This window comes from Janthinobacterium sp. GW823-FHT06H09, from assembly GCF_058794735.1.
The window spans coordinates 47,689-72,061 of the sequence record NZ_JBXAHC010000020.1; the positions used below are offsets into that span (position 1 = coordinate 47,689).

Sequence of the window (24,373 nt, forward strand, 5' to 3'; positions counted from 1 at the left end):
GCGCCCGCGCCACCGTGTCATCCTTGCCGGCAGTGCGCTGGCTGTCAGTTCAGCGGGACGCTTTTGAGGTGGTGCGTGCGCGCCACTTCCTTCATCGCTTCGAGCAGATCGTCGCGCAGCTGGCGCGGCAGCTTGCCGAAGAATTCCTCGTCGTTCTGGTCGGCCATCTCGGCCAGCACCGGTACCAGCGCCTCGCCTTCCGTGGTCAGTTCGATCGAATGCTGGCGGCGGTCGGCCAGCAGGATGGATTTGCTGACCATGCCCTTGCTTTCCAGGCGGTCGATCAGTTTCGACACGGCGCCCTTGCTCATGCCGGACACCTGCGCCAGCACCGTGGGCGAGGTGCAGCCCAGGCGGAACATTTCGCGCAGCACCACCCATTCGGACACCGTCACGCCATTGGCTTCGGCTTTCTTCTGGAAGCTGTGGGACACATGGTTGGAAACGAAACGCAGCCAGTAACCGAGATGGGCTTCCAGTTCGCTGACGGGAACGCTGTTGGGACGGGCGGCTTGCGTGGCGGCCGATTCAAAATTATGGCTCATTTCTCTTCCTTCACTGGGCGGCGTTGCCGGCATGGTTAAGGCCTTCACGCTTGCTGTCGAGTGGTTTGTTTGGGAACAATCGTCGTGCTTGAGGTATTTCTAACACTGTTTTCACAGGAAATCATTCAGCGGCAAAAAGTTTTTCCTTTTTCTCTTGCTCTAAATATATAAAAAGCAATATCAAGCAAATAATCGTATTGCTAGAGAGGAAGATTAAAAAAATAACTCATGTTGTATCAATGGTAACATGAATTTTGCCGAATTGATAAATATTTCAAGCGCGATCACTGTCGCATGGCACAGGTGTGTTGCCGGCGCTACTTAGAGCCTATCCCAGTAGATGAATACATCTCTTGCAAGCGCCCCTCAGAAGCGGGGACTGCGTTGTTCGTCGTCGCGTGGTTCGCCACGCGTCCTCCTCGCGCCTTGTCCGCGCTCCTGATGTGCTGCTTGCAAAAGACGCTCCCTACTGGGATAGGCTCTTAGCTGAACCGTTCCACGAGAAAATCGACGAAGCTGCGCAGCTTGGGCGAGCGATAGCGGTCCGGCAGGTAGACCACGTTCAAGGGGCGGCTGGGCAGCGCATGCGCGGGAAACAGCTGGACCAGGCGGCCCGCTTGCACGTCCGTTTCCAGCAGGAAGGCCGGTTGCAGCACGATGCCCATGCCATGCAGTGCAGCAACGCGCAGCGCCTGGCCGTGGTTGACTTGCAGGCGGCCCGAGACGGGCACGCTGCAGACGCCGTCCTCGCCTGTCAGGCGCCAATGCGCCAGGGCGGCGGGCGAGAAGGACAGGCATTCGTGCCGGCTCAGCTCGGCCGGGTGGCGCGGCGTTCCCCTGCGCGCCAGATAGTCGGGAGCGGCGCAGATCATCAGCCGGTAGGGCGCCAGCGGTCTGGCGATCAGCAGGGAATCGGGCAACTGGCCGATGCGGATGGCGGCCTCGAAACCTTCCTCCACCAGGTCGACCACGCGGTCGCTCAGCGACACATCGATGCTCACGTCGGGATAGCGCTCCAGGTATGCGGCCATGGCGGGCATCAGCGCTTCCGCGCCGAAGGTGAGAGGCGCCGTGATGCGCAGCTTGCCGGCGGGCGCCAGTTGCAGGTTTTGCGCCTGGACATCGGTTTCGGCCACCAGCCTGAGGATTTCCTTGCAGCGCGCATAGTAATCCTCGCCGAAGGCCGTCAGGTGCTGGCGCCGGGTGGTGCGCTGGAGCAACTGCATGCCCAGGCGCTTTTCCAGCGTCCGCAGGTGGTTGCCGGCCATCGTCGCGGATATCCCGCAGGCGGCCGCGGCGGCGCTCAAGCTGCCTTTTTCCACGGCCAGTACATACACCTTCATGCTGTCGAGCAAATCCATTGGCAATCCCTGGTGTCAAATCATTGAATCAAACCATAGTTTATCTATTAATGATTTTAAATGACACTGCTGTTTGTCCCGCCAGCGCGCGGCCACCCTGACCCATTGCCCGAGAACAGACCATGCAAGCCATCCAACTGACCGCTCCTTCCCTCACCGCGTTTCACCAGACCGAGCTGCCCGAGCCGCAGGCCGGGCGGGGCGAGGTGCTGCTGCGCCTGCGCGCCGCCACGCTGAACTTTCTCGACGTGGCCATTGCGACCGGCAACTTTGCCGGCGCGGCTTTTCCGCTGATTCCCGTCGCCGACGGCGCGGGCGAAGTGGCGGCGCTGGGCGAGGGCGTCAGCGGCCTGGCCGTCGGCGACCGCGTCATCCCGCATTTCATGCCGCGCTGGCAGGGCGGCGCCATCGCGCCGCACAACGTGGGCGCGATGCGCGGCGTCACCTTGCCGGGTTCGCTGGCCGAATACGTGGCCGTCCCCGCCGCCAGCCTGGTCGCCTTGCCGGCCCACCTCGACTTTATCCAGGGTGCGGCCCTGCCGATTGCAGCCACGACGGCGTGGAATGCCGTGCGTTCGGCGCAAGTGCGCCCCGGATCGGTGGTGTTGCTGTTGGGGACGGGCGGCGTCAGCCTGTTTGCCTTGCAGTTCGCCAAGGCGTCGGGCGCCACGGTGATCCTCGCGTCGTCCAGCGATGACAAGCTGGAACGGGCGCGCCAGCTGGGCGCCGACTACCTGATCAACTACCGGGCCACGCCGGCCTGGGATGCGGAAGTGCTGAAACTGACGGGCGGGCGGGGTGCCGACCTGGTGGTCGAGACGGTGGGCGGCGCCACCATCGTGCGCTCGCTCAACGCGGCAGCGGTGGGCGGCACGGTCTTCACGGTGGGTTTTGTCGGCGGCACGGCCGCCAGCATCGACTTGCTGCCCGTCATCGTCAAGGCCTTGCGCATCGTCGGCAACAACACCGGCTCCGTGGCGGACCTGGCGCAGGCGGCACAGGCCATCGCCGCGCATGGCATCGTGCCCGTCATCGACCGCGTGTTCGGCCTCGGCGACACGGCCGAAGCGTATGCGCAGCTGGCTGCCGGCGGCCGCCATTTCGGCAAGCTTGCCATCGCGCACTGAGCCGGCCGCAACACTGTCGCCGTCAGGCGGCGACGTGCACTTTCACGTTCGCGTCGCGCAGCACCTCGGCAAAGCGGGGCGGCGGCGGCGCGTCCGTAAACAGGATGTCGACTTGCGCCAGGTCGGCCAGGCGCACCAGCGCCTTGCGGCCGAATTTATGCTGGTCGGCCACCAGCCACACTTCGCGCGACTGCTCGATGATCGCTTGCGCCACCTTCACTTCGCGCGCGTCGAAGTCGCGCAGGCTGCCATCTTCGTCGATGCTGGAAATGCCGATGATGCCGATGTCGACCTTGAACTGGCGGATGAAGTCGATGGTGGCTTCGCCGACGATGCCGCGGTCGCGCCCGCGCACCACGCCGCCGGCCACGATGACTTCGCAGGCGGCGTTGTCGGCCAGGATGGCGGCCACGTTGAGGTTGTTCGTCACCACGTGCAAGCCCGTATGGCGGCCCAGCGCGCGCGCCACTTCCTCGGTCGTCGTGCCGATATTGATCAAGAGCGAACAGCCGTGCGGCACCTGCGCGGCGACGGCGGCGGCGATACGCCGCTTGGCGTCGCTGTTGAACACTTGTCGCTGGCTGTAATCGATGTTTTCCACGGACGAGGGCAAGCCGACTCCGCCGTGGTAGCGGGCCAGCAGGCGCGCTTCTTCCATCTGCTTGACGTCGCGGCGCACGGTCTGCGGCGTCACGTCCAGCTGCTGCGCCAGCTCCTCGACGGACATGGTGACCTTCTGGCGCACCACTTCGAGCAAGCGGCGCTGGCGGGGATTCAAAATCATGGGCTTGTCTCTTTAAAAAACACAAACGAACAAAAACGAACAAATAGTGATAAAAATATGTTGCTATCGATTCGCAATCTGGCGTATCTTATCCATATTGCATTCGAATTACAGCTGTATTGATCTTAACGACAGTCGCCGGCGATGCCTAGTCTTTCCTCGCCGGCCTTTCCCTGACAGACACGGAGTCCCGATGGCCGCAGCACAGCAAGGTGTGGAGACAACGATGGCATGCGACGTGCTGGTGGTGGGCGGCGGCATCAATGGCGCCGGCATCGCGCGCGACGCGGCCGGACGGGGCTTGTCCGTGGTGCTGTGCGAAAAGGACGACCTCGCTGCCCACACCTCGTCCGCTTCCACCAAGCTGATACATGGCGGCCTGCGCTATCTCGAATACTATGAATTCGGCCTCGTGCGCAAGGCGCTGATCGAGCGCGAGGTGCTGCTGCGCTCGGCGCCGCACATCATGTGGCCCTTGCGCTTCGTCATGCCGCACGCCCAGGGCCAGCGCCCGGCCTGGCTGATACGCGCCGGCCTGTTTCTGTACGACATGCTGGCCAAGCGGGAAATCCTGCCTGGCTCGCAGGGCATCGACCTGACGCGCCACGCGGCCGGCAAACCGTTAAAACCCGAATTCAAGCGGGGCTTCGTGTATTCCGACGGCTGGGTCGACGATGCGCGCCTGGTGGTCTTGAACGCCATCGACGCGGCGGACAAGGGGGCGACCATCCTCACGCAGACGCGCTGCACGGCCCTGCGGCGCGACGGCGCGGGTGCGGACGCTTCCTGGCTGGCGACCCTGCTGCAAGGCGACGGGCGCGAGCTGTCCGTGCGCGCGCGCAGCGTCGTCAATGCGGCCGGGCCGTGGACGGCCGAGTTCCTGCAGCAGGCGGCGCCGGGCGGACAGGGCCGGCATTTGCGCCTGATCAAGGGCAGTCACATCGTCGTCAAGCGCCTGTTCGAGCACGATCACGCGTATATCTTCCAGCATCCGGACGGGCGCATCGTGTTTGCCATTCCGTATGAGCACGATTTCACCCTGATCGGCACCACCGATCTCGACTACCACGGCGACAGCGGCAAGGTGGAAATCGACGACGAGGAAATTCGTTACTTGTGCGAGCTTTCCAGTTACTATTTCAGCAAGCCCATTGTGCCGGCCGACGTGGTGTGGACGTATGCGGGCGTGCGCCCGCTGGTGGAAGACGCGGCGGCCGACGCCAAGGCCGTCACGCGCGATTACCGCTTCGAGCTGGATCGGGAAGGGGCGCCGCTGCTCAGTATTTTCGGCGGCAAGATCACCACGTTCCGCAAGCTGGCGGAGGAAGCGCTCGATGTGCTCGCGCCCTTATTGGCGCCGGTGCCAGGCAATGCGCGGCCGGCCTGGACGGCCAACGCCTGCCTGCCCGGCGGCGATGTGTTCGGCAGCACGCCGCAGAACAGAGCAGTGCGCGAGTTCGGCCAGTTCGTGCAGGGCTTGCAGCGCGACTATGCGTGGCTGCCGGCCGCGCTGGTGGCGCGCTATGCACGCGCCTACGGCACGCGCATCCACGTGCTGCTCGCCGGGCGGACGGATGTGGCGGCCATGGGCGAGGAAATCGCCGCCGGCCTGTACGCGGCGGAAGTGGACTATTTGCGGCGCCACGAATGGGCCGTCAGCGCGGCCGACATGCTGTGGAGGCGCTCCAAGCTGGGCCTGCACCTGCCGCGCGAAACGGCGGACACGCTCGACGCCTGGCTGTTGCAGCACCCGTTGTCGTTGTAGGCAGCACACGTAAGCGACCGCGCCCCGCAGAGGGTGCGGCGAAGAATAAGAAACCATCACTGGAGGAGAAGCGCGTGCAACTGGTACTGGACAAGATCAGCAGGAAGCAGGGGGCTGACGATTTTTTATATCCGATGTCGCTGGCATTGGTGCCGGGCGCCATCAACGTCTTGCTGGGCACCACGCGTGCCGGCAAGACGACCCTGATGCGCGTGATGGCGGGGCTGGACAAGCCCAGCGGGGGCACCGTCACGGCCGACGGCGTCGACGTGACGGGCGTGCCCGTCAGCAAACGTAACCTGGCCATGGTGTACCAGCAATTCATCAACTATCCGGCCTTCACCGTCTACGACAATATCGCTTCGCCCTTGCGTTTGCGCAAGGTGCCCGAGGAACAGATCCGCATGAAAGTGCTGGCGCTGGCCGAGCGCCTGCACATCACGCCCTACCTGCAGCGCACGCCCGGAGAATTGTCGGGCGGGCAGCAGCAACGCACGGCGCTGGGACGCGCGCTGATCAAGGACGCATCGTTGCTGCTGCTCGACGAGCCCCTGGTCAACCTCGACTACAAACTGCGCGAGGAATTGCGCCGCGAATTGACGGAACTGTTTTCCAGCGGCAGCACGACGGTCGTGTATGCGACCACGGAACCGCTGGAAGCGCTGCAACTGGGCGGCCACGTGGCCGTGCTGCACGAGGGACGGCTGCTGCAGCAGGGGCCGACCCTGGACGTCTTCAACGCCCCCAATTCCATCGATGTGGCGCGCACCTTCAGCGACCCGCCCATCAACCTGATTCCCGCCCGCGTGAGCGCCGATGGCGTGGCGCAGGCGGCCGACGGCCTGGCCATCCACCTGAGCGGCGCGCAGCGCGCCCGCCTCGGCGAGCGGCGCGACGTGATCCTCGGCGTGCGCGCACACAGCCTGCATTTATCTCCCCAGTCCGAAGGCGACGTGGCCATCGCGGCGCAAGTCGACCTGGCGGAAATCAGCGGCTCGGAAACCTATGTGCATGCGCGCCGCGGCGACCTGGCCCTGGTGGCCCAGCTCGGCGGCGTGCACAATCTGGAGATCGGCAGCGCCTGCACCGTGTATTGCCAGCCGCACGGCTTGCTGATCTTCGCCGACGATGGCGGGCTATTGTTCGCTCCTGTGCAAGGAGGGGTGTGACATGGCGCGCATCGAACTGGTGGACCTGGCTCACGCCTACAAACCGAACCCGACGGCACCCGCCGACTATGCGCTGCGGCCCATGAGCATGGAATGGCATGACGGCGGCGCCTATGCCTTGCTGGGGCCGTCCGGCTGCGGCAAGACGACCTTGCTCAATATTATCTCCGGTCTCGTGAAACCGTCGCATGGCAAGGTGCTGTTCGACGGCAAGGACGTCACGCAGCTGCCCACGGAAGCACGCAATATCGCGCAAGTGTTCCAGTTTCCCGTCATCTACGACACCATGACCGTGCACGACAATCTGGCGTTTCCGCTGCGTAATCGCGGCTGGAAAGAGAGCGAGGTGAAAAAGCGCGTGCAGCAGGTGGCGCAGATGCTGGAGCTGACGGGCGACTTGAAACTGCGCGCCAGCGGCTTGTCCGTGGACGCCAAGCAAAAGATTTCGCTGGGACGGGGGCTCGTGCGCCCCGACGTGGCGGCCGTGCTGTTCGACGAACCGCTGACGGTGATCGATCCGCATTTGAAATGGCTGTTGCGCAGAAAGTTGAAGGAGATCCACCACGAACTGAAATTGTCCCTGATCTACGTCACGCACGACCAGGTGGAAGCCTTGACCTTTGCCGACCAGGTGGTCGTCATGACGCAGGGCGAAGTGGTGCAGACGGGCAGCGCGCAGGCGCTGTTCGAGGAACCGGAACACACCTTTGTCGGCTATTTCATCGGCAACCCGGGCATGAACTTGCTCGATTGCACCCTGGACGATGGCGGCGTGCGCGTGGCGGGGCAGCTACTCGCCGTGTCCGCTTCCGCCCGCGCGGCCCTGGCTGGCGCGCAAGGGAAAATCACGCTGGGCGTGCGGCCGGAATTCGTCGCATGCCTGAAGGCGGGCGAGAGCGGTGCGGGTAGCGATCATTGCCTGGACGCCACGGTGACTGCCGTGCGCAATATGGGTACGCATTACCTGGCGGAATTCCAGCTGGGCGGCGTGACGGTGGCGGCCAAGCTGCGCGCCATCGATGCCGTCGCCGGGGATGCTGTGCGGCTGCATTTTCCGCCGCAACGCACCCTTTTCTATGTCAACGATAAGCGGGTGGCCTGATGATACATAACGGTAAAACCGATAATAACCGCCGCGCCTGGCTGCTGATCTTGCCCGTGCTGCTGTGCGTGGCCTTTTCCGCCATCCTGCCATTGATGACGGTGGTCAATTATTCCGTGCAGGATATTCTGAGCCCCACGCAAAAGGTCTTCGTGGGCACCGAGTGGTTCCGCATGGTCATGCTCGACGGCGACTTGCACAGCGCCTTGTTGCGCCAGCTGCTGTTTTCCGGCTCCGTGCTGGCGATCCAGATTCCGCTCGGCATCCTGATCGCCCTGTGCATGCCGGCCGATGGCTGGAAGGCGTCGCTGGCGCTGGTGCTGATCGCGTTGCCCTTGCTCATTCCCTGGAACGTGGTGGGCACCATCTGGCAAATCTTTGGCCGCGGCGACATCGGCCTGATGGGCTATACCCTGAATCAGCTGGGATTCGACTACAACTACAACGGCAATTCGCTCGACGCCTGGCTGACCGTGATGGTGATGGATATCTGGCACTGGACGCCGCTGGTGGTGCTGCTGTGCTATGCGGGCTTGCGCGCCATTCCCGACGCGTATTACCAGGCGGCACGCATCGACGGCGCCTCGCGCCTGGCCGTGTTCCGCTACATCCAGCTGCCGAAACTGCGCAATGTGCTGATGATCGCCGTCTTGCTGCGCTTCATGGACAGTTTCATGATCTACACGGAACCGTTCGTGCTGACGGGCGGCGGACCGGGCAATGCCACCACCTTTTTGTCGCAATATCTGACGCAAAAGGCCGTGGGCCAGTTCGACCTGGGGCCGGCCTCGGCCTTCTCCCTGATCTATTTCCTCATCATCCTGCTGTTCTGCTTTGTGCTGTACACGTGGATGCAGAGAGTCGGCACGGGAGACCAGAAATGATGCACAAGAAAATGAGCAGCACCATCCTGATCGTCTTTTTGCTGGGCTCGCTGTTGCCCATCTACTGGATGCTCAATATGTCGCTCAAGACCAACGAGGAAATCGTGGGCGTGCTGAGCCTGTGGCCGCAGCAATGGACGTTCGCCAACTACCACACGATTTTTACCGACCGTTCCTGGTACAGCGGCTACATCAATTCCATGATTTACGTGGCCTTGAATATGGTCATGTCCGTCACCGTCGCCTTGCCGGCAGCCTACGCTTTTTCCCGCTATAACTTTGTCGGCGACAAGCATTTATTCTTCTGGCTCTTGACCAACCGCATGACGCCGCCCGCCGTCTTCCTCGTACCGTTCTTCCAGCTGTATTCGACGGTGGGCCTGATGGATACGCACCTGGCCGTGGCGCTGGCGCACATGGTGTTCAACGTGCCGCTGGCCGTGTGGATTTTGGAAGGTTTCATGTCCGGTGTACCGAAGGAAATCGACGAAACGGCGTATATCGACGGCTACAGCTTTCCCCGTTTCTTCATCCGCATCTTCTTGCCGATGATCAAGTCGGGCGTGGGCGTGACGGCGTTCTTCTGCTTCATGTTCAGCTGGGTGGAATTGCTGCTGGCGCGCACCTTGACCTCCGTCAATGCCAAGCCCATTGCCGCCACCATGACGCGCACGGTCTCGGCGGCCGGCATGGACTGGGGCGTGCTGGCGGCGGCCGGCGTGCTGACCATCGTGCCCGGCGCGCTGGTGATCTGGTTCGTGCGGCATTACATAGCCAAGGGTTTCGCGATGGGGAGGGTGTGACATGGAAAACAATACCGATAGCACAGCCAGCCTGTTCGGCTGGATGGCGTGGACGCCGGAAGTGGCCATCTTCTTCATCTGCATCGGCTTGATGCTGGCCGGCATGACGGTGTGGCAAATCCGCTCGCCCAGCATCGAACGCAAGGGCTTTTTGCCCATGCCGACGACGCGCGGCGACCGCCTGTTCATCGGCTTGCTCACGGCGGCCTACGTGAATCTGGCCTGGGCGGGGTTCACGGAAATGCAGCAGGCGATAGGCGCCGCCATCAGTTTTGTCATTTTATTAGTGGTAATGCGTTGGGGATGACCGGCTTGCCGGTGTTGATGGAGGCCGGACCGTCAGCAGGCGGCCGGCAATAAAATAAAAGGAGATTCACGATGAAATTGAAGTTCACGGTCTTCGCGGCTGCGGCCATGCTCGTGTCGAACGCGGCCCTGGCCGACGCCAAGCAGGCGCAAACCTGGATCGACAAGGAATTCCAGCCATCCAGCCTGAGCAAGCAGCAACAGCTTGCTGAAATGAAATGGTTCATCGATGCGGCGGCCAAGCTCAAAGCCAAGGGCATCAAGGAAATTTCCGTGGTCTCGGAAACCATCGACACCCACGTCTACGAATCGAAGACCCTGGCCAAGGCCTTCGAGGAAATCACGGGCATCAAGGTGCGCCACGACATCATCCAGGAAGGCGACGTGGTGGAAAAGCTGCAAACGTCGATGCAGTCGGGCAAGAGCATCTATGACGGCTGGATTTCCGATTCCGACCTGATCGGCACGCATTACCGCTATGGCGCCGTGGAACCGCTGTCCGACTACATGGCCGCCAAGGGCAAGGAATTCACGAATCCGGGCCTGGACCTGAAAGATTTCATCGGCATCAGCTTTACCACGGCGCCGGACGGCAAGGTGTACCAGCTGCCCGACCAGCAATTCGCCAACCTGTACTGGTTCCGCGCCGACTGGTTCGCGCGCAAGGATTTGCAGGCCAAGTTCAAGGCCAAGTATGGCTACGAACTGGGCGTGCCGCAGAACTGGTCCGCCTATGAAGACATCGCCGATTTCTTCACCAATGACGTGAAGGAACTGGACGGCAAGAAAGTCTATGGCCACATGGATTACGGCAAGAAAGATCCGTCCCTGGGCTGGCGCTTCACCGATGCGTGGCTGTCGATGGCTGGCGCGGCCGACAAGGGCATTCCGAACGGCATGCCGGTCGACGAGTGGGGCATCAAGGTGGCGGCCGACAAGTGCACGCCCGTGGGCGCGTCGATGTCGCGCGGCGGCGCCACGAATTCGCCGGCGGCCGTGTTTGCGCTGACGAAATATATCGACTGGATGAAGAAATACGCGCCGCCGCAGGCGAACGGCATGAATTTCTCGGAATCGGGCCCCGTGCCGGCCCAGGGCGAAATCGCCCAGCAAATCTTCTGGTACACGGCATTTACGGCCGGCATGACGAAACCAGGCTTGCCAGTGGTCAACAAGGACGGCACACCGAAATGGCGCATGGCGCCGTCGCCGCACGGCCCGTACTGGAAAGAGGGCATGCAGAACGGCTATCAGGACGTCGGTTCCTGGTTCCTGTTCAAGTCCACGCCCGATGACCGCAAGGCCGCCGCCTGGCTGTACGCGCAATTCGTCACGTCGAAAACCGTGTCGCTGAAGAAATCCATCGTCGGCCTCACCTTCATCCGCGATTCCGACATCCGCCACGATTATTTTACGAAGCACGCGAACGAGTACGGCGGCTTGATCGAGTTCTACCGCAGCCCCGCCCGCGTGGCGTGGACGCCGACCGGCAACAACGTGCCCGACTATCCGAAGCTGGCCCAGCTGTGGTGGAAGAACGTGGCCACGGCGATTACGGCGGAAAAAACGCCGCAGGCCGCCATGGATAACCTGGCCGAGGAAATGGACCAGGTCATGGCGCGCCTGCAGCGGGCCGGCATGAAGGCGTGCGCGCCCAAGCTCAATCCCAAGGTCGATCCGAACCAGTATCTGTCGGACCAGCACGCGCCATGGAAAAAGCTGGCGAATGAAAAGCCGAAGGGTGAAACAATTGCCTACGATAAATTATTGCAGGCTTGGAAAGAAGGCAAGGTAAGGTAGTCGTGTAAACTTCTGCCGCCGCTTTCCCGGGGCACGGGCGCTTGTCCGTGCCCTTTTTTCACTGTATAGCCGTAGTAGCGACCATGACCAAATACATACTTGCTTTAGACCAGGGCACCACCAGTTCGCGCGCCATCCTGTTCGACCATGCGGGCCGGCCGCACGCCAGCGCGCAGCGCGAATTTCGCCAGATTTTCCCCCAGCCGGGCTGGGTCGAGCATGACGCGGGCGACATCTGGGCCTCGCAAGAGGGCGTGCTGCAGCAGGTGCTGCGCGACAGCGGCGTGGCGGCAAGCGACGTGGCCGCCATCGGCGTGACCAACCAGCGCGAAACGACGGTGCTGTGGGACCGCGCCACGGGCGAACCCGTCGCTAACGCCATCGTCTGGCAAGACCGCCGCAATGCCGCGTTCTGCGAGCTGCTGGTGGAGCAGGGCAAGGCGGACGTGATCCAGCAAAAAACGGGCCTCGTGCTGGACGCCTATTTTTCCGCAACTAAATTGAAATGGCTGCTTGACAACGTGCCGGGTGCCCGCGCCCGCGCCGAACGGGGCGAGCTGGCCTTCGGCACCGTCGACAGCTGGCTGATCTACAAGATGAGCGGCGCCCACTTGACGGACACGAGCAACGCGGCGCGCACCATGCTGTTCAACATTCATACTTTGCAGTGGGACACGGATTTGCTGGCGCTGCTGGACATTCCCGCCTCCCTGCTGCCCGACGTCGTGCCATCGAGCGGCGTGGCCGCGCACACGCATGCGGCATTGCTGGGCGTGTCCGTGCCCATCGCCGGCATCGCGGGCGACCAGCAGGCGGCCACGTTCGGCCAGGCCTGTTTGAAACCGGGCATGGCGAAAAATACCTACGGCACGGGCTGCTTCATGCTGATGAACGTGGGCAAGCGCCCGCTGCCATCGAAAAACCGGCTGCTGACGACGGTGGGCTGGAGCCTGGGCGCCGGCAGCGACAAGACTGATTACTTGCTCGAAGGCAGCGCCTTTATCGCGGGCGCGGCCGTGCAATGGATGCGCGACGGCATCGGCATCATCCGCGACTCGTCCGAAGTGGAAGCGCTGGCCACCAGCGTGCCCGATTCGGGCGGCCTCGTCTTCGTGCCCGCCTTCGCGGGGCTCGGCGCACCGTACTGGGACCCGTATGCACGGGGCACCCTGATCGGCATCACGCGCGGCACGGGCAAGGCGCACATCGCGCGCGCCGCATTGGAGGGCGTGGCCTACCAGAACGTTGATGTGTTATCCGCCATGCAGGACGACGCGGGCATTGCGCTATCCGAGCTGCGCGTGGACGGCGGCGCGGCCCGCAACGACATGCTGATGCAGTTCCAGGCCGACATACTCAATGTCCCCGTGGTGCGCCCCGTGGTGACGGAAACGACGGCCTTGGGCGCCGCCTACCTGGCGGGTCTGGCCGTGGGCTTCTGGGCCTCGCAGGACGAGATCGCCGCCCAATGGCAGGTGGGACGCCGATTCGAGCCGAAGATGGCGGCCGACGAACGGCTGACGCGCTTGCATAAATGGCAGCGCGCGGTGGAGCGCTCGCGCGACTGGAGCGAGTGAGTCAGGGAATAAGCCAGGATCAATGGCGCATGAAATACACGGCATAGCCCACCGTTTCGCGCGGCACGGAATACAGGTCGCGCAGCTCGAAATAGGGCGCGTGCACGTGGCCGCTGACGGTGATGCCGCTGCGCTCCAGCGCCAGCCGGAAGCGGGGCACGTGAAAGTATTGCGTGGCCACCATGGCCGTGTGCCAGCCGTGTTGGCGCATCAGGGCCGCAGCGTTGCGTGCCGTGGCGTCCGTCGTCCAGCCTTGATTATCTTCAATAATGACGCCAGCCGGCACGCCGCGCGATTGCAGATAGCGGGCCATAGCCGCGGCCTCGTCAAAACCTTCCTTGCCCGTCGCCCCGCTGACGAGGATGCGCGGCGCGCGGTGTTCCTGGAACTGTGTCAGCGCCGCGTCGAGCCGCGCCTGCAGGCGGGGGCTGGGCGTGCCGTCGGGCAGGATCGTGTTGCCGGGCACGACGATCACGTCGGCCGGGGCCAGCTTGTCGTTCAGGCCCGCCAGCACCAGGGCGGCCGTAGCCAGCAGGAAAGCACCGGCAGTGCTTAAGCCCAGCACAGTTATTTTTCGCATCGTTCATCATCAAGTTGGGAATGGACGCATGATACCCGTCCATTCCCGTCGGCGTCAGTTCGCCTGCGCCTTGCGTGCGCGCTGGTTCGACAGATAAATATTATCCTTGTCCAGCGGCTTGCCTGCGCGTACGGCATCGAGCCAGTCCTGCGTGCTGGCGACGGCGGCGAAATTCGAGTGGAACACGGTGCTGAAGACGCGGTGGATTTCCTCGGCGCTGGCCGTGCCGCCCGCATTGGCGTAGGGCAGGGTGCCGGTGGCGTCCTGCAGGAACTCGACTTGCAAGCCGTCGTGCGCGGCCTGGTAGATGGTGGCCGCGTCGCAGTTGTGCGTCATGTAGCCGATCACCGTCAGGGTGTCGATGCCGCGGTTCTCCAGCCAGGCGCGCAAGTCCGTGCCCGCAAACGCGCTGCCCATGCTCTTGTTGATGCGGTGGTCGGCGGCAAAGGCGGCCACTTGCGGGTGCAGCTGCCAGCCGTCGCTGCCTTTTGCAAAGATGGGGGAGGCTTCCGGCGCATCGTGCTGGACGACGATGACGGGCACGCCGGCGGCGCGGGCGGCGGCCATGGCGGTGACGATGTTGGGCAGGGAAATGTCGACGGACGGATATTCGATGGGCATGTCGCCCGTGAAGTATTCATTTTGCACGTCGATGACGAGCAGGGCGCGGCGCGGTGCGGTAGTGGTGGACATGCTTGACTCCTGAATGTTTGAAAGAGGAAGGACTTCCCCGATACAGCCATTTTCAAGCCGCACGGCATAAACAAAAAGTGGCCCGAAGGCCTATCTGCGATAAAATCGGGCCATGCCTGCCATTTCTTCTTCTTCGCCTTTGAGCGTGGCCGTGATCGCCTTCGACGGCATGACGCCTTTCCACTTGTCCGTGCCTTGTCTCGTGTTTGGCGCCCAGACGGACGAGGCCGATCTGCCGCCTTTCCACGTGCGCGTCTGTGCCGCCGACCCCGCGCCCTTGCGCACGGCGGCCGGCTTCGCCATTACGCCCGAGTTCGGCCTGGAAGGCCTGGAGGGCGCCGATATCGTCATCATGCCGTCCTGGCACGACGATTGCCGCGACGCGGCGCCATCGCTGGTCGCGGCACTGCAGGCGGCCAGCGGGCGCGGCGCGCGCATGGTGGGCCTGTGCCTGGGCGCGTTTCCGCTGGCGCAGGCAGGCTTGTTGGATGGCAAGAGCGCCGCCACGCACTGGGGCATGGCGGACCGGCTGGCGGCCCGCTATCCCAGGGTCAGGGTGGACCGGGAAGTGCTGTACGTGGACGATGGCGCCGTGCTGACGTCGGCGGGCGTGGCGGCCGGCCTCGATTGCTGCCTGTATCTGCTGCGCCAGCTGGCGGGCGCCGAGGTGGCCAACCGGGTGGCGCGCCGGCTGCTGGTGGCGCCGCACCGCCAGGGCGGGCAGGCCCAGTTCATCGAACGCCCGCTGCCCGTGTCCGGCAGCGAAGGGCGCTTTGCCGAAGTGCTTGCCTGCGTGACGGCCAGCCTGGGCCAGGCGCACAGCATCGATGCGCTGGCCGAGCGGGCCGCCATGAGCCGGCGCAATTTCACGCGCCACTTCCGCCAGGCGACGGGCACCTCGTTCAAGCAGTGGCTATTGAACCAGCGTCTGGCGCATGCGCAAAGCTTGCTGGAAAAAAGCGCGGCCTCGATCGATGTCGTGGCGCAAGAAGCCGGCTTCGGCACGGCCCTGTCGCTGCGCCAGCATTTCCGGGCCAGCTTGCAGACGTCGCCGTCGGCGTACCGCAAGCTGTTCCGGCAGCAATCAGACCAGATCAGGCAGCCATAGCGTGGATGTGTCCCGGCTGCCGTTGGGCAGCTGCGCGCTGACGGCGATTTGCCGCGCGATGAAGGCGGTCGGTTCGAAGGCGTAGCGTTCCTGGAACGAGACGGTTTCTGCGCTCATCAGTTCGGCATACGTCTGCATCAGGGTCGAGGCGGAAACATGCTTGCCTTGTTCCACATAGGTGTCGATGGCGGCCAGCAGCACGGGGTAATCCGCATTTTCCTTGCTGCCGCCGAAGTTGAACGACAATTGCCCGCAGGCGCGCCAGATGGGGTCTGGTTCCCCGTCCGGTACCGGCTGCGAGCGCAGCCATTGCAAGGCCTTCAATGGCGGGCCGCCAAACGACGGTGGAGAGATGATGGCCTGGATGGCCAGCTTGACGGCTTCGTCGATTCTTCCCGCGCGCACATACTGTCCGTGCAGCAAGGTCAAGGCGTCCGTGTATTCGGGAGCGATGGCCAGCGCCGCTTCCAGCAGCGCGATGGCCGCGTCCGAGTTGCGCTGGGCAATCAGTTCCTTGGCCTCCAGGAACGCGGCGCGCGGGGAAGCGGGGTCGTCGGCCAGCGATGGTGTGGCGACGTACTCGTCTTCTGCCGTTGCGTAGGCTGACAGAAACGCCGCCAGGCTGGAAAAGTGCGGCTGCAATCGCCACTCGTCGTGCCACGTTTCGACGACGATCGGTTCGTACGCTTCGCGCCCGATGGGCCAGTACAGGCCGAACGTATCGCCATTGCCCAGCGCCCCTTCGGCGAACGGGGTGAAGCCGAGCGGTGGATACGCAGTCGTGTGTTGCCAGTCTTGTTCGACGGAGATGTGGGCGAGGTTTGCAGGTGGTTGCATGGAAGTTGCCGAGGATAAAACGCCAGTGTAGAGCAAGAGCGCATCCGCCGGCGTTTCCCATCGCAGGGGGCAAGTGAGGGGGCAAGGCCCTTCAGTCGCGTTCCGGCACCGGCACGTTGAAGCCGTTCAAGGTGGTCGAGACCAGCGCGTACAGGCCCACCAGGTAGATCAGTTCGTTGGTGCCGTGCTGGCCAAAGGTGGCCAGCGCCAGGCGGTACAGCGGCTCCGGCAGAGTGCCGCCGCCGCTGAGCGCGTAGGCAAAATCGTAGGCGATGCTCTCATGCTGGTCGAGGTCGACCGGCTTGACGTCGGCCACCAGCGTGGCCAGGCGCTCGGCCGACATGCCTTCGCGCTCTGCGACGGCGATGTGGGCATAGATTTCATAGGCAGCGTTGTAGCGCGCGCCGACCACCAGGATGGCAATCTGGCGCACGTTATCGGGCAGCGTGGCGTTGGCCGTCATGGCCAGGGTCAGGTCCCAGATGGCCTTGCCGATGGCCGGTTCGTGCAGCCACGGATTCCATGGCCCCATCAGGGCGCCGTCTTCGCGCACGGCGATGAAATCGTTGAAATTGCTGGTGATGCCTTTGCGCATATCGTCGTACAGCGGCTGCTGTTCGGGCGTCAGGTCTTGCGGAGCGATCAGGGGCAGGCGCATGGGAACTCCTTGCTGGGTAGGTGAGCGGTGGGCGGCGGGAGCCAGCAGCCAGTATAGCCAGCCAGCGTGGCAGGCGGCGCCCGTTCGCTGTGCGCCTACTTGCGCGGCTCGTGAATGCGGAATTTCTTCACGACACCCGCCTGGTCAAACATGACGGCCACTTCGCGCGTGCCTTTTTCGCCCAGCAGGGGGATCAGCCGAGTCACCTTGGGCGCTTGCAGCTGGTTCTTGTAGACCCAGACTTCATAGCCGGGATCGAAGCTGACGACGGTGGCGTTGCCCAGAGCCGCGTCGAGGTCGAGGCGGGTGGTCTTGCCGACCTTGATGTTTTGATAGATGGCGCCGTTGTCGGGCGCGCGGTTGACCTTGTATTCACTGGCGGTGCACATGGCCACGGCCAGGCCCGCGAGGCAGGAAGCTGCCAGTTTGATCAATGTGTTCATAGGGACTCCCGGTGTGCATCACTGCTTCCAATCTCAGAGGGGACGGGCGTGATGTCATGCCGGGAGTGTGCTTGCGTCGCCGCGAATGTGCTACAAGATTATACAAAGGCGCAAAAAATGATGCCGGTGGTGCCGGCTGACGGTACTTTTACCGGTTCTGCAGCACGTCGGTCGACAGTGCCAGGGTTTCCTTGATTTCTTCCATCACCACATAGCTTTTCGATTGCGCGGCGCCCGGCAGCTGCAGCAGCATGTCGCCCAGCAGCTTGCGGTACTCGGCCATTTCATGGATGCGCGCCTTGATCAGGTAATCGAAGTCGCCCGACACCAGGTGGCATTCCTGCACTTCGGGAATCTGCAGCACTTCGCGGCGGAATTGCTCGAAGGCGGACGCCGACTTTTGATTGAGAGTAATCTCTACAAAGACGAGCAGCTTGGCGCCCAGCGCGGCTGGGTTCACCTTGGCGTGGTAGCCCGTGATGACGCCGTCGCGCTCCATGCGCTTGACCCGCTCGATGCACGGCGTGATCGACAAGCCCACCTGTTCACCGAGGTCTTTCATCGAGATGCGGCCATCCTGCTGCAGGATGCGCAGGATGTGGCGGTCCAGCTTGTCGAGGCCACGTGCCGATTCTTTAAGGATTCTCATGATTTATTGCTGAATATCTCGATTTATACGTGAACAAATACTGGCTCTTTCCCAATATGATAGCGGTTAATCTGGCGTCAGCCTAAAAAAATATAATGAGGAAACTATGCGTATCGTGATTCTGGGTAGCGGCGTCATCGGCGTCACCAGTGCTTACTATCTGGCCAAGGCAGGACATGAGGTGACCGTCATCGACCGCCAGCCGGGCCCCGCACTGGAAACCAGCTTTGCGAATGCGGGGCAAATCTCGCCCGGCTACGCTTCGCCATGGGCCGCGCCCGGCATTCCCCTGAAAGCCGTGAAATGGATGATGCAGCGCCACGCGCCGCTGGCCATCTCGCTCGACGGCAGCGCCGCCCAGCTGAAATGGATGTGGCAGATGTTGCGTAATTGCACACCGGAAGCGTATGCCGTGAACAAGGAACGCATGGTGCGCCTGGCCGAGTACAGCCGCGACTGCTTCAAGGTGTTGCGCGCCGAGGCCGGCATCACGTATGAAGGCCGCCAGCAAGGCACGATGCAATTGTTCCGCACGGAAAAGCAATACAACGACGCCGCCAAGGATATCGAAGTGTTGAAAGACGCGGGCGTGCCGTACGAAGTGCTGCAGCGCAATGAGTTGTCGCGCGCCGAGCCGGCCCTCGAAGCTGTCAAGGACAAGCTGTTTGGCGGTTTGCGCCTGCCCAACGATGAAACGGGCGATTGCCAGCTGTTTACCACGCGCCTGTCCGAGATGGCCGAGGCGCTGGGCGTGAAGTTCCGCTATGGCGTCTCCATCGATGCATTGCTGACGCAGGGCGATGAAATCGCCGGCGTGCAATGCGGCGCGGAAATCGTCAAGGCCGATTCCTATGTCGTGGCGCTCGGTTCCTACTCGACGGGCTTCATGAAGCCGCTGCTCGACATTCCCGTGTATCCATTGAAGGGCTATTCGATCACCGTGCCCATCGTCAACGCGGCCAAGGCGCCCGTGTCGACCATCCTCGATGAAACCTATAAAATTGCCGTGACGCGTTTCGACGACCGCATCCGCGTGGGCGGCATGGCGGAAATCGCCGGCTACAACCTGAACCTGAATCCGCGCCGCCGCGAAACCCTGGAAATGGTCGTCAACGACCTGTTCCCCGGCGGCGGCAACACGGCTGAGGCGACGTTCTGGACGGGCTTGCGCCCGATGACGCCGGACGGCACGCCCATCGTCGGCCGCACGCCGCTGCGCAACCTGTTCCTGAACACGGGCCACGGTACCCTGGGCTGGACCATGTCCTGCGGTTCGGCGCAATTGCTGGCCGACCTGATGTCGTCGAAACAGCCGGCCATTCTGGCCGACGACCTGTCCGTCAGCCGCTACAGCGGCGCGCAGCGCGGCGGCAAGTTGCAATACGCGGGAGCCTGAGATGGCGGGAAGCATGCCTCCAAAGGAACGTAGCGGCGCCATCCTGACGGTGGACCTCGATGCCGTGCGCGCCAACTACCGCTTGCTGCGCGACAAGGCGCACCCGGCCGCCTGCTCAGCCGTCGTGAAATCCGACGCGTATGGCCTCGGTGCCGCGCAAGTGGGCGCGGCCCTGTATGAAGAAGGGTGCCGCCATTTCTTCGTGGCCCACCTGGAAGAGGGCATCAGCCTGCGCCCGCACGTGGCGCCGGACGCGGCCATCTTCGTGCTGCACGGCCCACCCGTCGACACGGAAGGCGAATTCACGGCCCATGGCCTGACGCCCGTGCTCAACAGCGAGCCGCAGGTGGCGGGCTGGCGCCGGCACGCAGCAGCGCTGGGCACCACCCTGGACGCGATCGTGCAGGTGGACACGGGCATGTCGCGCATGGGCTTGTCGCCGCAGGAAATCGACGGCTGGCTGCTGGACCCGCACTTTCTCGACGGCATCAATGTGCGCTATGTCATGAGCCACCTGGCTTGCGCCGACGAGCGAGCCAACCCGATGAATGGCGAGCAACTGGCCCGTTTCATCGCCATTCGCGCCCGTTTGCCGCAGTACCGCGCCAGCCTGGCCAATTCCTCGGGCATCTTCTTGTCGCCCGATTACCACTTCGACCTGGTGCGACCGGGCGCGGCCCTGTACGGCATCGGACCGCAGGGCGGCGAACCGAATCCGCTGCGCTCCGTGGTGCGGCTGCAAGGCAAGGTCTTGCAGACACGCACGATTGCCGCCGGCGACCACGTGGGCTACAGCCGCCGCTACACGGCCAGCGAGCCGCGCCAGGTGGCCACGGTTTCCGTCGGCTACGCCGATGGCTGGCTGCGCAGCATGAGCAATCAGGGCCTGGCCATCGTCGATGGCGTGAAAGTGCCGCAGATCGGCGCCATCTCGATGGATTCCATCACCCTGGACGTGAGCGCCATCGCCGAGGAACGCGTCGCACCGGGCAGCCTGGTCGACCTGATCTGCGCCGAACACCCGGTCGATGCCGTGGCGGCCATGGCCAATACCATCGGCTACGAGGTATTGACGAACCTGGGCGGACGTTATTATCGCGAGTACCGGGGCCTGGCACGTTAGCGCACCTGCCAAAACGCCCATGGCGTTGTTGCCTTGCCTTGCCGTACATTCGTACTGTCTTCGGCAAGGCGCCTAGCCCTGAGCATTTTTTCAGGTGCGCTGGTTTCGCACGCTAAGCAGCGCGAAACCGATGATTGTGTGGCAAGATAGCCCTGACGTGCATCGCACCTCAGGGCTTTTTTTTTAACCATCATCGGGGATTTCTATGAGTCAATATAACGTTGCTATCATCGTCGGCAGCCTGCGCAAGGATTCCTTCAACCGCAAGCTGGCCGACGCCATCATCAAGCTGGCGCCGCCCGAGTTTTCCTTCAAGTACATTGAAATCGGCGATTTGCCGCTGTACAACCAGGATGACGATGGCGCGCAGGCCGAGCAGGTGCTGCGCCTCAAATCCGACATTTCCGCATCGCAAGCCTTGCTCTTCCTCACCCCCGAATACAACCGCTCGATCCCCGGCGTGCTGAAAAACGCCCTCGACCACGGCTCGCGTCCGTATGGCCAGAGCGTGTGGGGCGGCAAGCCCGGTGCCGTGCTCGGCGTGTCCGTCGGTGCCACGGGCACGGCGCTGGCGCAGCAGCATTTGCGCAATGTGCTCGCCTACCTGGACGTGCCGCTGCTGGGGCAGCCTGAAATGTTTATCCAGGCCAAGGACGGCCTGTTTGACGAGCACGGCGGCATCGGTCCGGCCAGCCTCGGTTTCTTCCAGGGCTGGATGCAGCGCTACGTGGACTGGATCCGCAAGCACGCCATCCACGCTTGATTCCACGCTTGATGCAAGTCAAGGCGGCAGCGCTCAGCGTTGCCGCTTGTTCACATTCTTTGAGCAACGATGCCAGGATTTCAATATTGGCACGGCTGTCTCGGTATAATGCGCCCTTTCTGTAGCGCAATACTTTCCAATTTCCTGCCGACTCCATGTGGACTAAACCTGTTCCGCGCATGAACTTGCGCCGTTTGATCGTGCTCGTGGCCTTTGCCAGCGCCCTGGTGTCCCTGGCCAACACCTTTTATGCCAGCTATAGCGTGCAGCGCCAGCTGCTGATCGATACCACCCTGGAAGCGAACCACGCCTACGCGAGCAAGCTGGCCAGCACGGCCGAGGATTTCCTGCAGTCGGCGCGCCAGCAGCTGGCCTACAGCGCCGGCAGCCTGCCGTCGCGCATGGACGACGAGCAATGGCTGACGGAAGAGGCGCAGCGCCTGCGCCTGCAGACGAACAGTTTCAATTCCGTGCTCATCGTCGATGCCCAAGGCAAGGTGCTGGGCGTGTCGCCGGAAACCCTGGCCCTGAAAAACCGCACGCTCGACTCGGCCGGCGCCGCGCAGGCGCTGCGCGAACGGCGCCCGCTGGTGACGCAGCCGTACATATCTTCGGTCGGCAATCTGGTGGTGTTCATCTCGCATCCCATCCTTGGCAAGGATGGCCGCTACCTCGGCTACGTGGGCGGCAGCATCTACCTGAAACAGAAAAATATCCTGTACACCATGCTGGGCCAGCATTACTACCGCGACGGCTCCTACCTGTACGTGGTCGACCAGAACCGGCGCCTGCTGTACCACCCGGACCCCGAGCGCCTGGGCGACGTGGCCGGCCGCAATGACGTTATCGACACCATCATCGCGCAGCGGGGCGGCGGCAACCGGCGCATGCATAACAGCCTGGGCGTGGACATGCTGGCCGGCTACGCCGTCATGCCGTCGACGGGCTGGGGCATCGTGGCGCAGCGTCCCACGGCCATGACCCTGGCCCCGCTGAACCAGCTGATGGCCAATACCGTATGGCATTCCCTGCCGATCGCCTTGCTGAGTTTGCCATTCATCTGGTGGCTGGCCAGCCTGATTTCCCGGCCCCTGATGCAACTGGCCGAGGGGGCGCGGCGCATGGATGTGCCCGGTACGAGCGAGCACATCGCCTCCATCCGTGCCTGGTATGTGGAGGCGGCGCAGATCAAGAAAGCCTTGTTGAAGGGCCTGGCGTTGTTGCAGAACAGGATCGGCAAGTTGAAGACCGACGTGGAGACGGACCCGCTGACGGGCCTCTCGAACCGGCGCGGCATGGCGGCGGCGCTCGACGTCTGGCAGGCGCAGGCGCGGCCGTTTTCCGTCATCGCCATCGATATCGACCATTTCAAGCAAGTCAACGATAAATGGGGCCATGCCGTGGGCGATGAAGTCATCCTGCGCCTGGCGCAGCTGATGCGCGCCTGTTCGCGCGATGCCGACGTTCTGTGCCGCAATGGCGGCGACGAGTTCATCATGCTGCTGCCCGATGCCGACCTGGACGTGGCCATGCAGGTGGCCGAGCGCCTGCGCGCCAAGGTGGCCGCCGCCGTGATTCCCGGCGCGGGCGCCATTACGGTCTCGCTGGGCGTGGTGGCATCGTCGCACGGCGAGCGCAGCACGGACGCCGTGCTGCTCGCCGCCGACGCGGCCCTGTACGTGGCCAAGGAAAACGGGCGCAATTGCGTGGGCATCACGGAACCCGCCTGACAGGCGTGCCGCGCGGGATGAACTGATCCGTTGTTTTCTGTTGCATCTGAGCCTGTCCCGTTTGCCCGACAGCGCTTACCATATGGCCCTGATGGTGTACAACGGGGACAATGTGCATGGCAACGGTGAATATTGATGACGTTTGAGCAAGAACTTGGCATCCGCTGCGAGGTCCATGATCAGCCCCACCCGCTGGCCTTGCTCGACTGTCGCGAACTCAATTACGGTCAGCACAGCGTGCTGCCGCTGCACCCGTTCCGCCTGAGCGTGCCGGAAGCTGCGCTGGCGGGACTGCTCGACGAACCGTTCAACAGTTTCGTGCAGGATTGCCGCGAAGACGATCTGCAGTACGAGGAAAGCGACTTGCCCGAGCTCAGGGACGCCGGTTACCCCGACATCACGGCCATGCTGGCGGGTCACCGGCCGCTGCTGGCCGAAATGATTGACGACTTCATGATCGGCGACCTGATGTGGGCCATCGGGCGCGCCAGCGGCTACTGCCGGCCCCGCGCCCGTTGCTTGGGCGACGTGGAGGCGGCCGATGGCCGCGCGTACTTTACCGTCAATAAAGTGGAGAAAATCCATTTTGCCGATGGCAAGGTCATCCTGGAAGGGCAGGGCTACTACGGCACCTACATCATCTGGCTGACGCAGGGCCGGCGAGATCAAATAGGCACTTGACCTTCCTCATGTGGGAAGGTTTATAGTCGTGCCATGAACCGTGCCTTTTTCCGCTTTCTCGCCCGCTCGCTGCTCTGGCTGCTTGCCGTCACCTTGCCCTTGCAGGGCTTTGCGTCGGCCATGCGCAGCTGCTGCGTGGACGAGCGGGCGGCAGCGGTCACCGTCACCGCCGTAGCGATGGAGGCGCCCCAGTGCCACGACATGGGCGACATGGCCGGCATGTCCCACATGCAGGACCAGCCGCTAAAAATGGCCATGGACGATGGCGGCGCCGGCCACCCTGGCCACGATTGCAGCAACCACGGCGCCTGCACGGTGGGCGCCACTGCCCCCCCGGGCATGCCTGCCTTGCACGCCTTGACCCTGCGCGCGCCGCCCCCGGCGCTGGCGCCCGATTCCCTGTTCGCCGGGCATATCCCGCCTGGCCCCGAACGTCCCCCGAGAAGCACGCGCTCCGCCTGACCGCCCGTTGAACCTGGCGGTGCCGCC

25 protein-coding genes are annotated in these 24,373 nt (G+C 63.4%); 16 read left to right on the forward strand and 9 right to left on the reverse strand.

Annotated elements, in window-relative coordinates; translation table 11 throughout:
* Positions 1-44: 44 nt before the first annotated feature.
* Positions 45-545: a MarR family winged helix-turn-helix transcriptional regulator gene (locus AC1Q6X_RS25260; RefSeq protein ID WP_070290701.1), complete on the reverse strand. Its 501-nt coding sequence runs from the start codon at positions 543-545 to the stop codon at positions 45-47.
* A 482-nt stretch (positions 546-1,027) separates the two neighbouring features.
* Complete coding sequence (locus AC1Q6X_RS25265) at positions 1,028-1,906, reverse strand: LysR family transcriptional regulator (protein WP_070222218.1); 879 nt, start codon at positions 1,904-1,906, stop codon at positions 1,028-1,030.
* A 122-nt stretch (positions 1,907-2,028) separates the two neighbouring features.
* Here AC1Q6X_RS25265 and AC1Q6X_RS25270 point away from each other — a divergent pair, with 122 nt between their 5' ends.
* Positions 2,029-3,033, forward strand: a complete 1,005-nt coding sequence (locus tag AC1Q6X_RS25270) for a zinc-dependent alcohol dehydrogenase family protein (protein WP_070290699.1) — start codon at positions 2,029-2,031, stop codon at positions 3,031-3,033.
* A gap of 22 nt (positions 3,034-3,055) precedes the next feature.
* Here the strand turns inward: AC1Q6X_RS25270 and AC1Q6X_RS25275 are convergent, their stop codons facing one another.
* Positions 3,056-3,817 (reverse strand): DeoR/GlpR family DNA-binding transcription regulator, encoded by a 762-nt coding sequence (locus tag AC1Q6X_RS25275; RefSeq protein WP_175444698.1) that lies wholly within the window; start codon positions 3,815-3,817, stop codon positions 3,056-3,058.
* A 226-nt stretch (positions 3,818-4,043) separates the two neighbouring features.
* Here AC1Q6X_RS25275 and glpD point away from each other — a divergent pair, with 226 nt between their 5' ends.
* From glpD to glpK, 8 genes are all read left to right on the forward strand, one after another.
* On the forward strand, positions 4,044-5,582 hold the full coding sequence (glpD, locus tag AC1Q6X_RS25280) for a glycerol-3-phosphate dehydrogenase (protein WP_492498763.1): 1,539 nt from the start codon (positions 4,044-4,046) through the stop codon (positions 5,580-5,582).
* 74 nt (positions 5,583-5,656) lie between these two features.
* On the forward strand, positions 5,657-6,751 hold the full coding sequence (locus tag AC1Q6X_RS25285) for an ABC transporter ATP-binding protein (protein WP_492498764.1): 1,095 nt from the start codon (positions 5,657-5,659) through the stop codon (positions 6,749-6,751).
* Between the two features lies 1 nt (position 6,752).
* The gene (locus AC1Q6X_RS25290; RefSeq protein WP_070222210.1) at positions 6,753-7,853 is read left to right on the forward strand and encodes an ABC transporter ATP-binding protein; all 1,101 of its coding nucleotides are present in this window, start codon (positions 6,753-6,755) and stop codon (positions 7,851-7,853) included.
* Positions 7,853-8,737, forward strand: a complete 885-nt coding sequence (locus AC1Q6X_RS25295) for a carbohydrate ABC transporter permease (protein ID WP_034754965.1) — start codon at positions 7,853-7,855, stop codon at positions 8,735-8,737. Before AC1Q6X_RS25290 ends, AC1Q6X_RS25295 begins: the two co-directional genes overlap by 1 nt.
* Positions 8,734-9,540 (forward strand): carbohydrate ABC transporter permease, encoded by an 807-nt coding sequence (locus tag AC1Q6X_RS25300; protein ID WP_070222208.1) that lies wholly within the window; start codon positions 8,734-8,736, stop codon positions 9,538-9,540. The genes AC1Q6X_RS25295 and AC1Q6X_RS25300 overlap by 4 nt, the downstream gene beginning before the upstream one ends.
* A 31-nt stretch (positions 9,541-9,571) precedes the next feature.
* Entirely contained in the window at positions 9,572-9,847 is a 276-nt protein-coding gene (locus AC1Q6X_RS25305; protein WP_070222334.1) for a DUF2160 domain-containing protein, read from the forward strand.
* Between the two features lie 71 nt (positions 9,848-9,918).
* Positions 9,919-11,646: an ABC transporter substrate-binding protein gene (locus AC1Q6X_RS25310; protein ID WP_034779106.1), complete on the forward strand. Its 1,728-nt coding sequence runs from the start codon at positions 9,919-9,921 to the stop codon at positions 11,644-11,646.
* An 83-nt stretch (positions 11,647-11,729) separates the two neighbouring features.
* The gene (gene glpK / locus AC1Q6X_RS25315) at positions 11,730-13,223 is read left to right on the forward strand and encodes a glycerol kinase GlpK (RefSeq protein ID WP_121669953.1); all 1,494 of its coding nucleotides are present in this window, start codon (positions 11,730-11,732) and stop codon (positions 13,221-13,223) included.
* Between the two features lie 19 nt (positions 13,224-13,242).
* Here the strand turns inward: glpK and AC1Q6X_RS25320 are convergent, their stop codons facing one another.
* On the reverse strand, positions 13,243-13,803 hold the full coding sequence (locus AC1Q6X_RS25320) for a YdcF family protein (protein ID WP_492498765.1): 561 nt from the start codon (positions 13,801-13,803) through the stop codon (positions 13,243-13,245).
* 54 nt (positions 13,804-13,857) lie between these two features.
* On the reverse strand, positions 13,858-14,496 hold the full coding sequence (locus AC1Q6X_RS25325; protein WP_492498766.1) for a cysteine hydrolase family protein: 639 nt from the start codon (positions 14,494-14,496) through the stop codon (positions 13,858-13,860).
* 139 nt (positions 14,497-14,635) lie between these two features.
* Here AC1Q6X_RS25325 and AC1Q6X_RS25330 point away from each other — a divergent pair, with 139 nt between their 5' ends.
* Positions 14,636-15,604: a GlxA family transcriptional regulator gene (locus tag AC1Q6X_RS25330; RefSeq protein WP_492498779.1), complete on the forward strand. Its 969-nt coding sequence runs from the start codon at positions 14,636-14,638 to the stop codon at positions 15,602-15,604.
* Here the strand turns inward: AC1Q6X_RS25330 and AC1Q6X_RS25335 are convergent.
* The 4 genes from AC1Q6X_RS25335 to AC1Q6X_RS25350 form a co-directional block, all read right to left on the reverse strand.
* Positions 15,581-16,441 carry a tetratricopeptide repeat protein gene (locus AC1Q6X_RS25335; RefSeq protein ID WP_492498767.1) on the reverse strand — a complete coding sequence of 287 codons (861 nt, stop codon included), beginning with the start codon at positions 16,439-16,441 and terminating at the stop codon, positions 15,581-15,583. The genes AC1Q6X_RS25330 and AC1Q6X_RS25335 overlap by 24 nt on opposite strands.
* Positions 16,442-16,532: 91 nt before the next feature.
* On the reverse strand, positions 16,533-17,099 hold the full coding sequence (locus AC1Q6X_RS25340; protein WP_492498768.1) for a carboxymuconolactone decarboxylase family protein: 567 nt from the start codon (positions 17,097-17,099) through the stop codon (positions 16,533-16,535).
* A 95-nt stretch (positions 17,100-17,194) separates the two neighbouring features.
* Positions 17,195-17,542: a hypothetical protein gene (locus tag AC1Q6X_RS25345; protein WP_070222194.1), complete on the reverse strand. Its 348-nt coding sequence runs from the start codon at positions 17,540-17,542 to the stop codon at positions 17,195-17,197.
* Positions 17,543-17,690: 148 nt separating this feature from the next.
* Entirely contained in the window at positions 17,691-18,191 is a 501-nt protein-coding gene (locus tag AC1Q6X_RS25350; protein ID WP_070222192.1) for an Lrp/AsnC ligand binding domain-containing protein, read from the reverse strand.
* Positions 18,192-18,297: 106 nt separating this feature from the next.
* On the opposite strand from AC1Q6X_RS25350, the gene AC1Q6X_RS25355 reads away from it, so the two are divergent.
* The 6 genes from AC1Q6X_RS25355 to AC1Q6X_RS25380 all read left to right on the forward strand — a co-directional run bounded on the left by AC1Q6X_RS25355 (position 18,298) and on the right by AC1Q6X_RS25380 (position 24,346).
* On the forward strand, positions 18,298-19,587 hold the full coding sequence (locus AC1Q6X_RS25355; protein WP_099411493.1) for a D-amino acid dehydrogenase: 1,290 nt from the start codon (positions 18,298-18,300) through the stop codon (positions 19,585-19,587).
* A gap of 13 nt (positions 19,588-19,600) precedes the next feature.
* The gene (gene alr, locus AC1Q6X_RS25360; RefSeq protein WP_227742002.1) at positions 19,601-20,710 is read left to right on the forward strand and encodes an alanine racemase; all 1,110 of its coding nucleotides are present in this window, start codon (positions 19,601-19,603) and stop codon (positions 20,708-20,710) included.
* Positions 20,711-20,915: 205 nt separating this feature from the next.
* Positions 20,916-21,473, forward strand: coding sequence for an NADPH-dependent FMN reductase (locus AC1Q6X_RS25365; protein ID WP_492498769.1), 558 nt, complete (start codon positions 20,916-20,918; stop codon positions 21,471-21,473).
* Positions 21,474-21,628: 155 nt separating this feature from the next.
* Entirely contained in the window at positions 21,629-23,203 is a 1,575-nt protein-coding gene (locus tag AC1Q6X_RS25370) for a sensor domain-containing diguanylate cyclase (RefSeq protein ID WP_492498770.1), read from the forward strand.
* A 135-nt stretch (positions 23,204-23,338) separates the two neighbouring features.
* On the forward strand, positions 23,339-23,884 hold the full coding sequence (locus AC1Q6X_RS25375; RefSeq protein WP_492498771.1) for a hypothetical protein: 546 nt from the start codon (positions 23,339-23,341) through the stop codon (positions 23,882-23,884).
* A gap of 33 nt (positions 23,885-23,917) precedes the next feature.
* Positions 23,918-24,346, forward strand: coding sequence for a hypothetical protein (locus tag AC1Q6X_RS25380; RefSeq protein ID WP_409028322.1), 429 nt, complete (start codon positions 23,918-23,920; stop codon positions 24,344-24,346).
* Positions 24,347-24,373: the final 27 nt, after the last annotated feature.

What these genes read in the sequence shown, in the direction of transcription:
- AC1Q6X_RS25260 (WP_070290701.1), bottom strand. Translation starts at nt 545, where the DNA reads ATGAGCCATAATTTTGAATCGGCCGCCACGCAAGCCGCCCGTCCCAAC.
- AC1Q6X_RS25265 (WP_070222218.1), bottom strand. Translation starts at nt 1,906, where the DNA reads ATGGATTTGCTCGACAGCATGAAGGTGTATGTACTGGCCGTGGAAAAA.
- AC1Q6X_RS25270 (WP_070290699.1), top strand. Translation starts at nt 2,029, where the DNA reads ATGCAAGCCATCCAACTGACCGCTCCTTCCCTCACCGCGTTTCACCAG.
- AC1Q6X_RS25275 (WP_175444698.1), bottom strand. Translation starts at nt 3,817, where the DNA reads ATGATTTTGAATCCCCGCCAGCGCCGCTTGCTCGAAGTGGTGCGCCAG.
- glpD (WP_492498763.1), top strand. Translation starts at nt 4,044, where the DNA reads ATGGCATGCGACGTGCTGGTGGTGGGCGGCGGCATCAATGGCGCCGGC.
- AC1Q6X_RS25290 (WP_070222210.1), top strand. Translation starts at nt 6,753, where the DNA reads ATGGCGCGCATCGAACTGGTGGACCTGGCTCACGCCTACAAACCGAAC.
- AC1Q6X_RS25295 (WP_034754965.1), top strand. Translation starts at nt 7,853, where the DNA reads ATGATACATAACGGTAAAACCGATAATAACCGCCGCGCCTGGCTGCTG.
- AC1Q6X_RS25300 (WP_070222208.1), top strand. Translation starts at nt 8,734, where the DNA reads ATGATGCACAAGAAAATGAGCAGCACCATCCTGATCGTCTTTTTGCTG.
- AC1Q6X_RS25310 (WP_034779106.1), top strand. Translation starts at nt 9,919, where the DNA reads ATGAAATTGAAGTTCACGGTCTTCGCGGCTGCGGCCATGCTCGTGTCG.
- glpK (WP_121669953.1), top strand. Translation starts at nt 11,730, where the DNA reads ATGACCAAATACATACTTGCTTTAGACCAGGGCACCACCAGTTCGCGC.
- AC1Q6X_RS25320 (WP_492498765.1), bottom strand. Translation starts at nt 13,803, where the DNA reads ATGCGAAAAATAACTGTGCTGGGCTTAAGCACTGCCGGTGCTTTCCTG.
- AC1Q6X_RS25325 (WP_492498766.1), bottom strand. Translation starts at nt 14,496, where the DNA reads ATGTCCACCACTACCGCACCGCGCCGCGCCCTGCTCGTCATCGACGTG.
- AC1Q6X_RS25335 (WP_492498767.1), bottom strand. Translation starts at nt 16,441, where the DNA reads ATGCAACCACCTGCAAACCTCGCCCACATCTCCGTCGAACAAGACTGG.
- AC1Q6X_RS25340 (WP_492498768.1), bottom strand. Translation starts at nt 17,099, where the DNA reads ATGCGCCTGCCCCTGATCGCTCCGCAAGACCTGACGCCCGAACAGCAG.
- AC1Q6X_RS25345 (WP_070222194.1), bottom strand. Translation starts at nt 17,542, where the DNA reads ATGAACACATTGATCAAACTGGCAGCTTCCTGCCTCGCGGGCCTGGCC.
- AC1Q6X_RS25350 (WP_070222192.1), bottom strand. Translation starts at nt 18,191, where the DNA reads ATGAGAATCCTTAAAGAATCGGCACGTGGCCTCGACAAGCTGGACCGC.
- AC1Q6X_RS25355 (WP_099411493.1), top strand. Translation starts at nt 18,298, where the DNA reads ATGCGTATCGTGATTCTGGGTAGCGGCGTCATCGGCGTCACCAGTGCT.
- alr (WP_227742002.1), top strand. Translation starts at nt 19,601, where the DNA reads ATGCCTCCAAAGGAACGTAGCGGCGCCATCCTGACGGTGGACCTCGAT.
- AC1Q6X_RS25365 (WP_492498769.1), top strand. Translation starts at nt 20,916, where the DNA reads ATGAGTCAATATAACGTTGCTATCATCGTCGGCAGCCTGCGCAAGGAT.
- AC1Q6X_RS25370 (WP_492498770.1), top strand. Translation starts at nt 21,629, where the DNA reads ATGTGGACTAAACCTGTTCCGCGCATGAACTTGCGCCGTTTGATCGTG.
- AC1Q6X_RS25375 (WP_492498771.1), top strand. Translation starts at nt 23,339, where the DNA reads ATGACGTTTGAGCAAGAACTTGGCATCCGCTGCGAGGTCCATGATCAG.
- AC1Q6X_RS25380 (WP_409028322.1), top strand. Translation starts at nt 23,918, where the DNA reads ATGAACCGTGCCTTTTTCCGCTTTCTCGCCCGCTCGCTGCTCTGGCTG.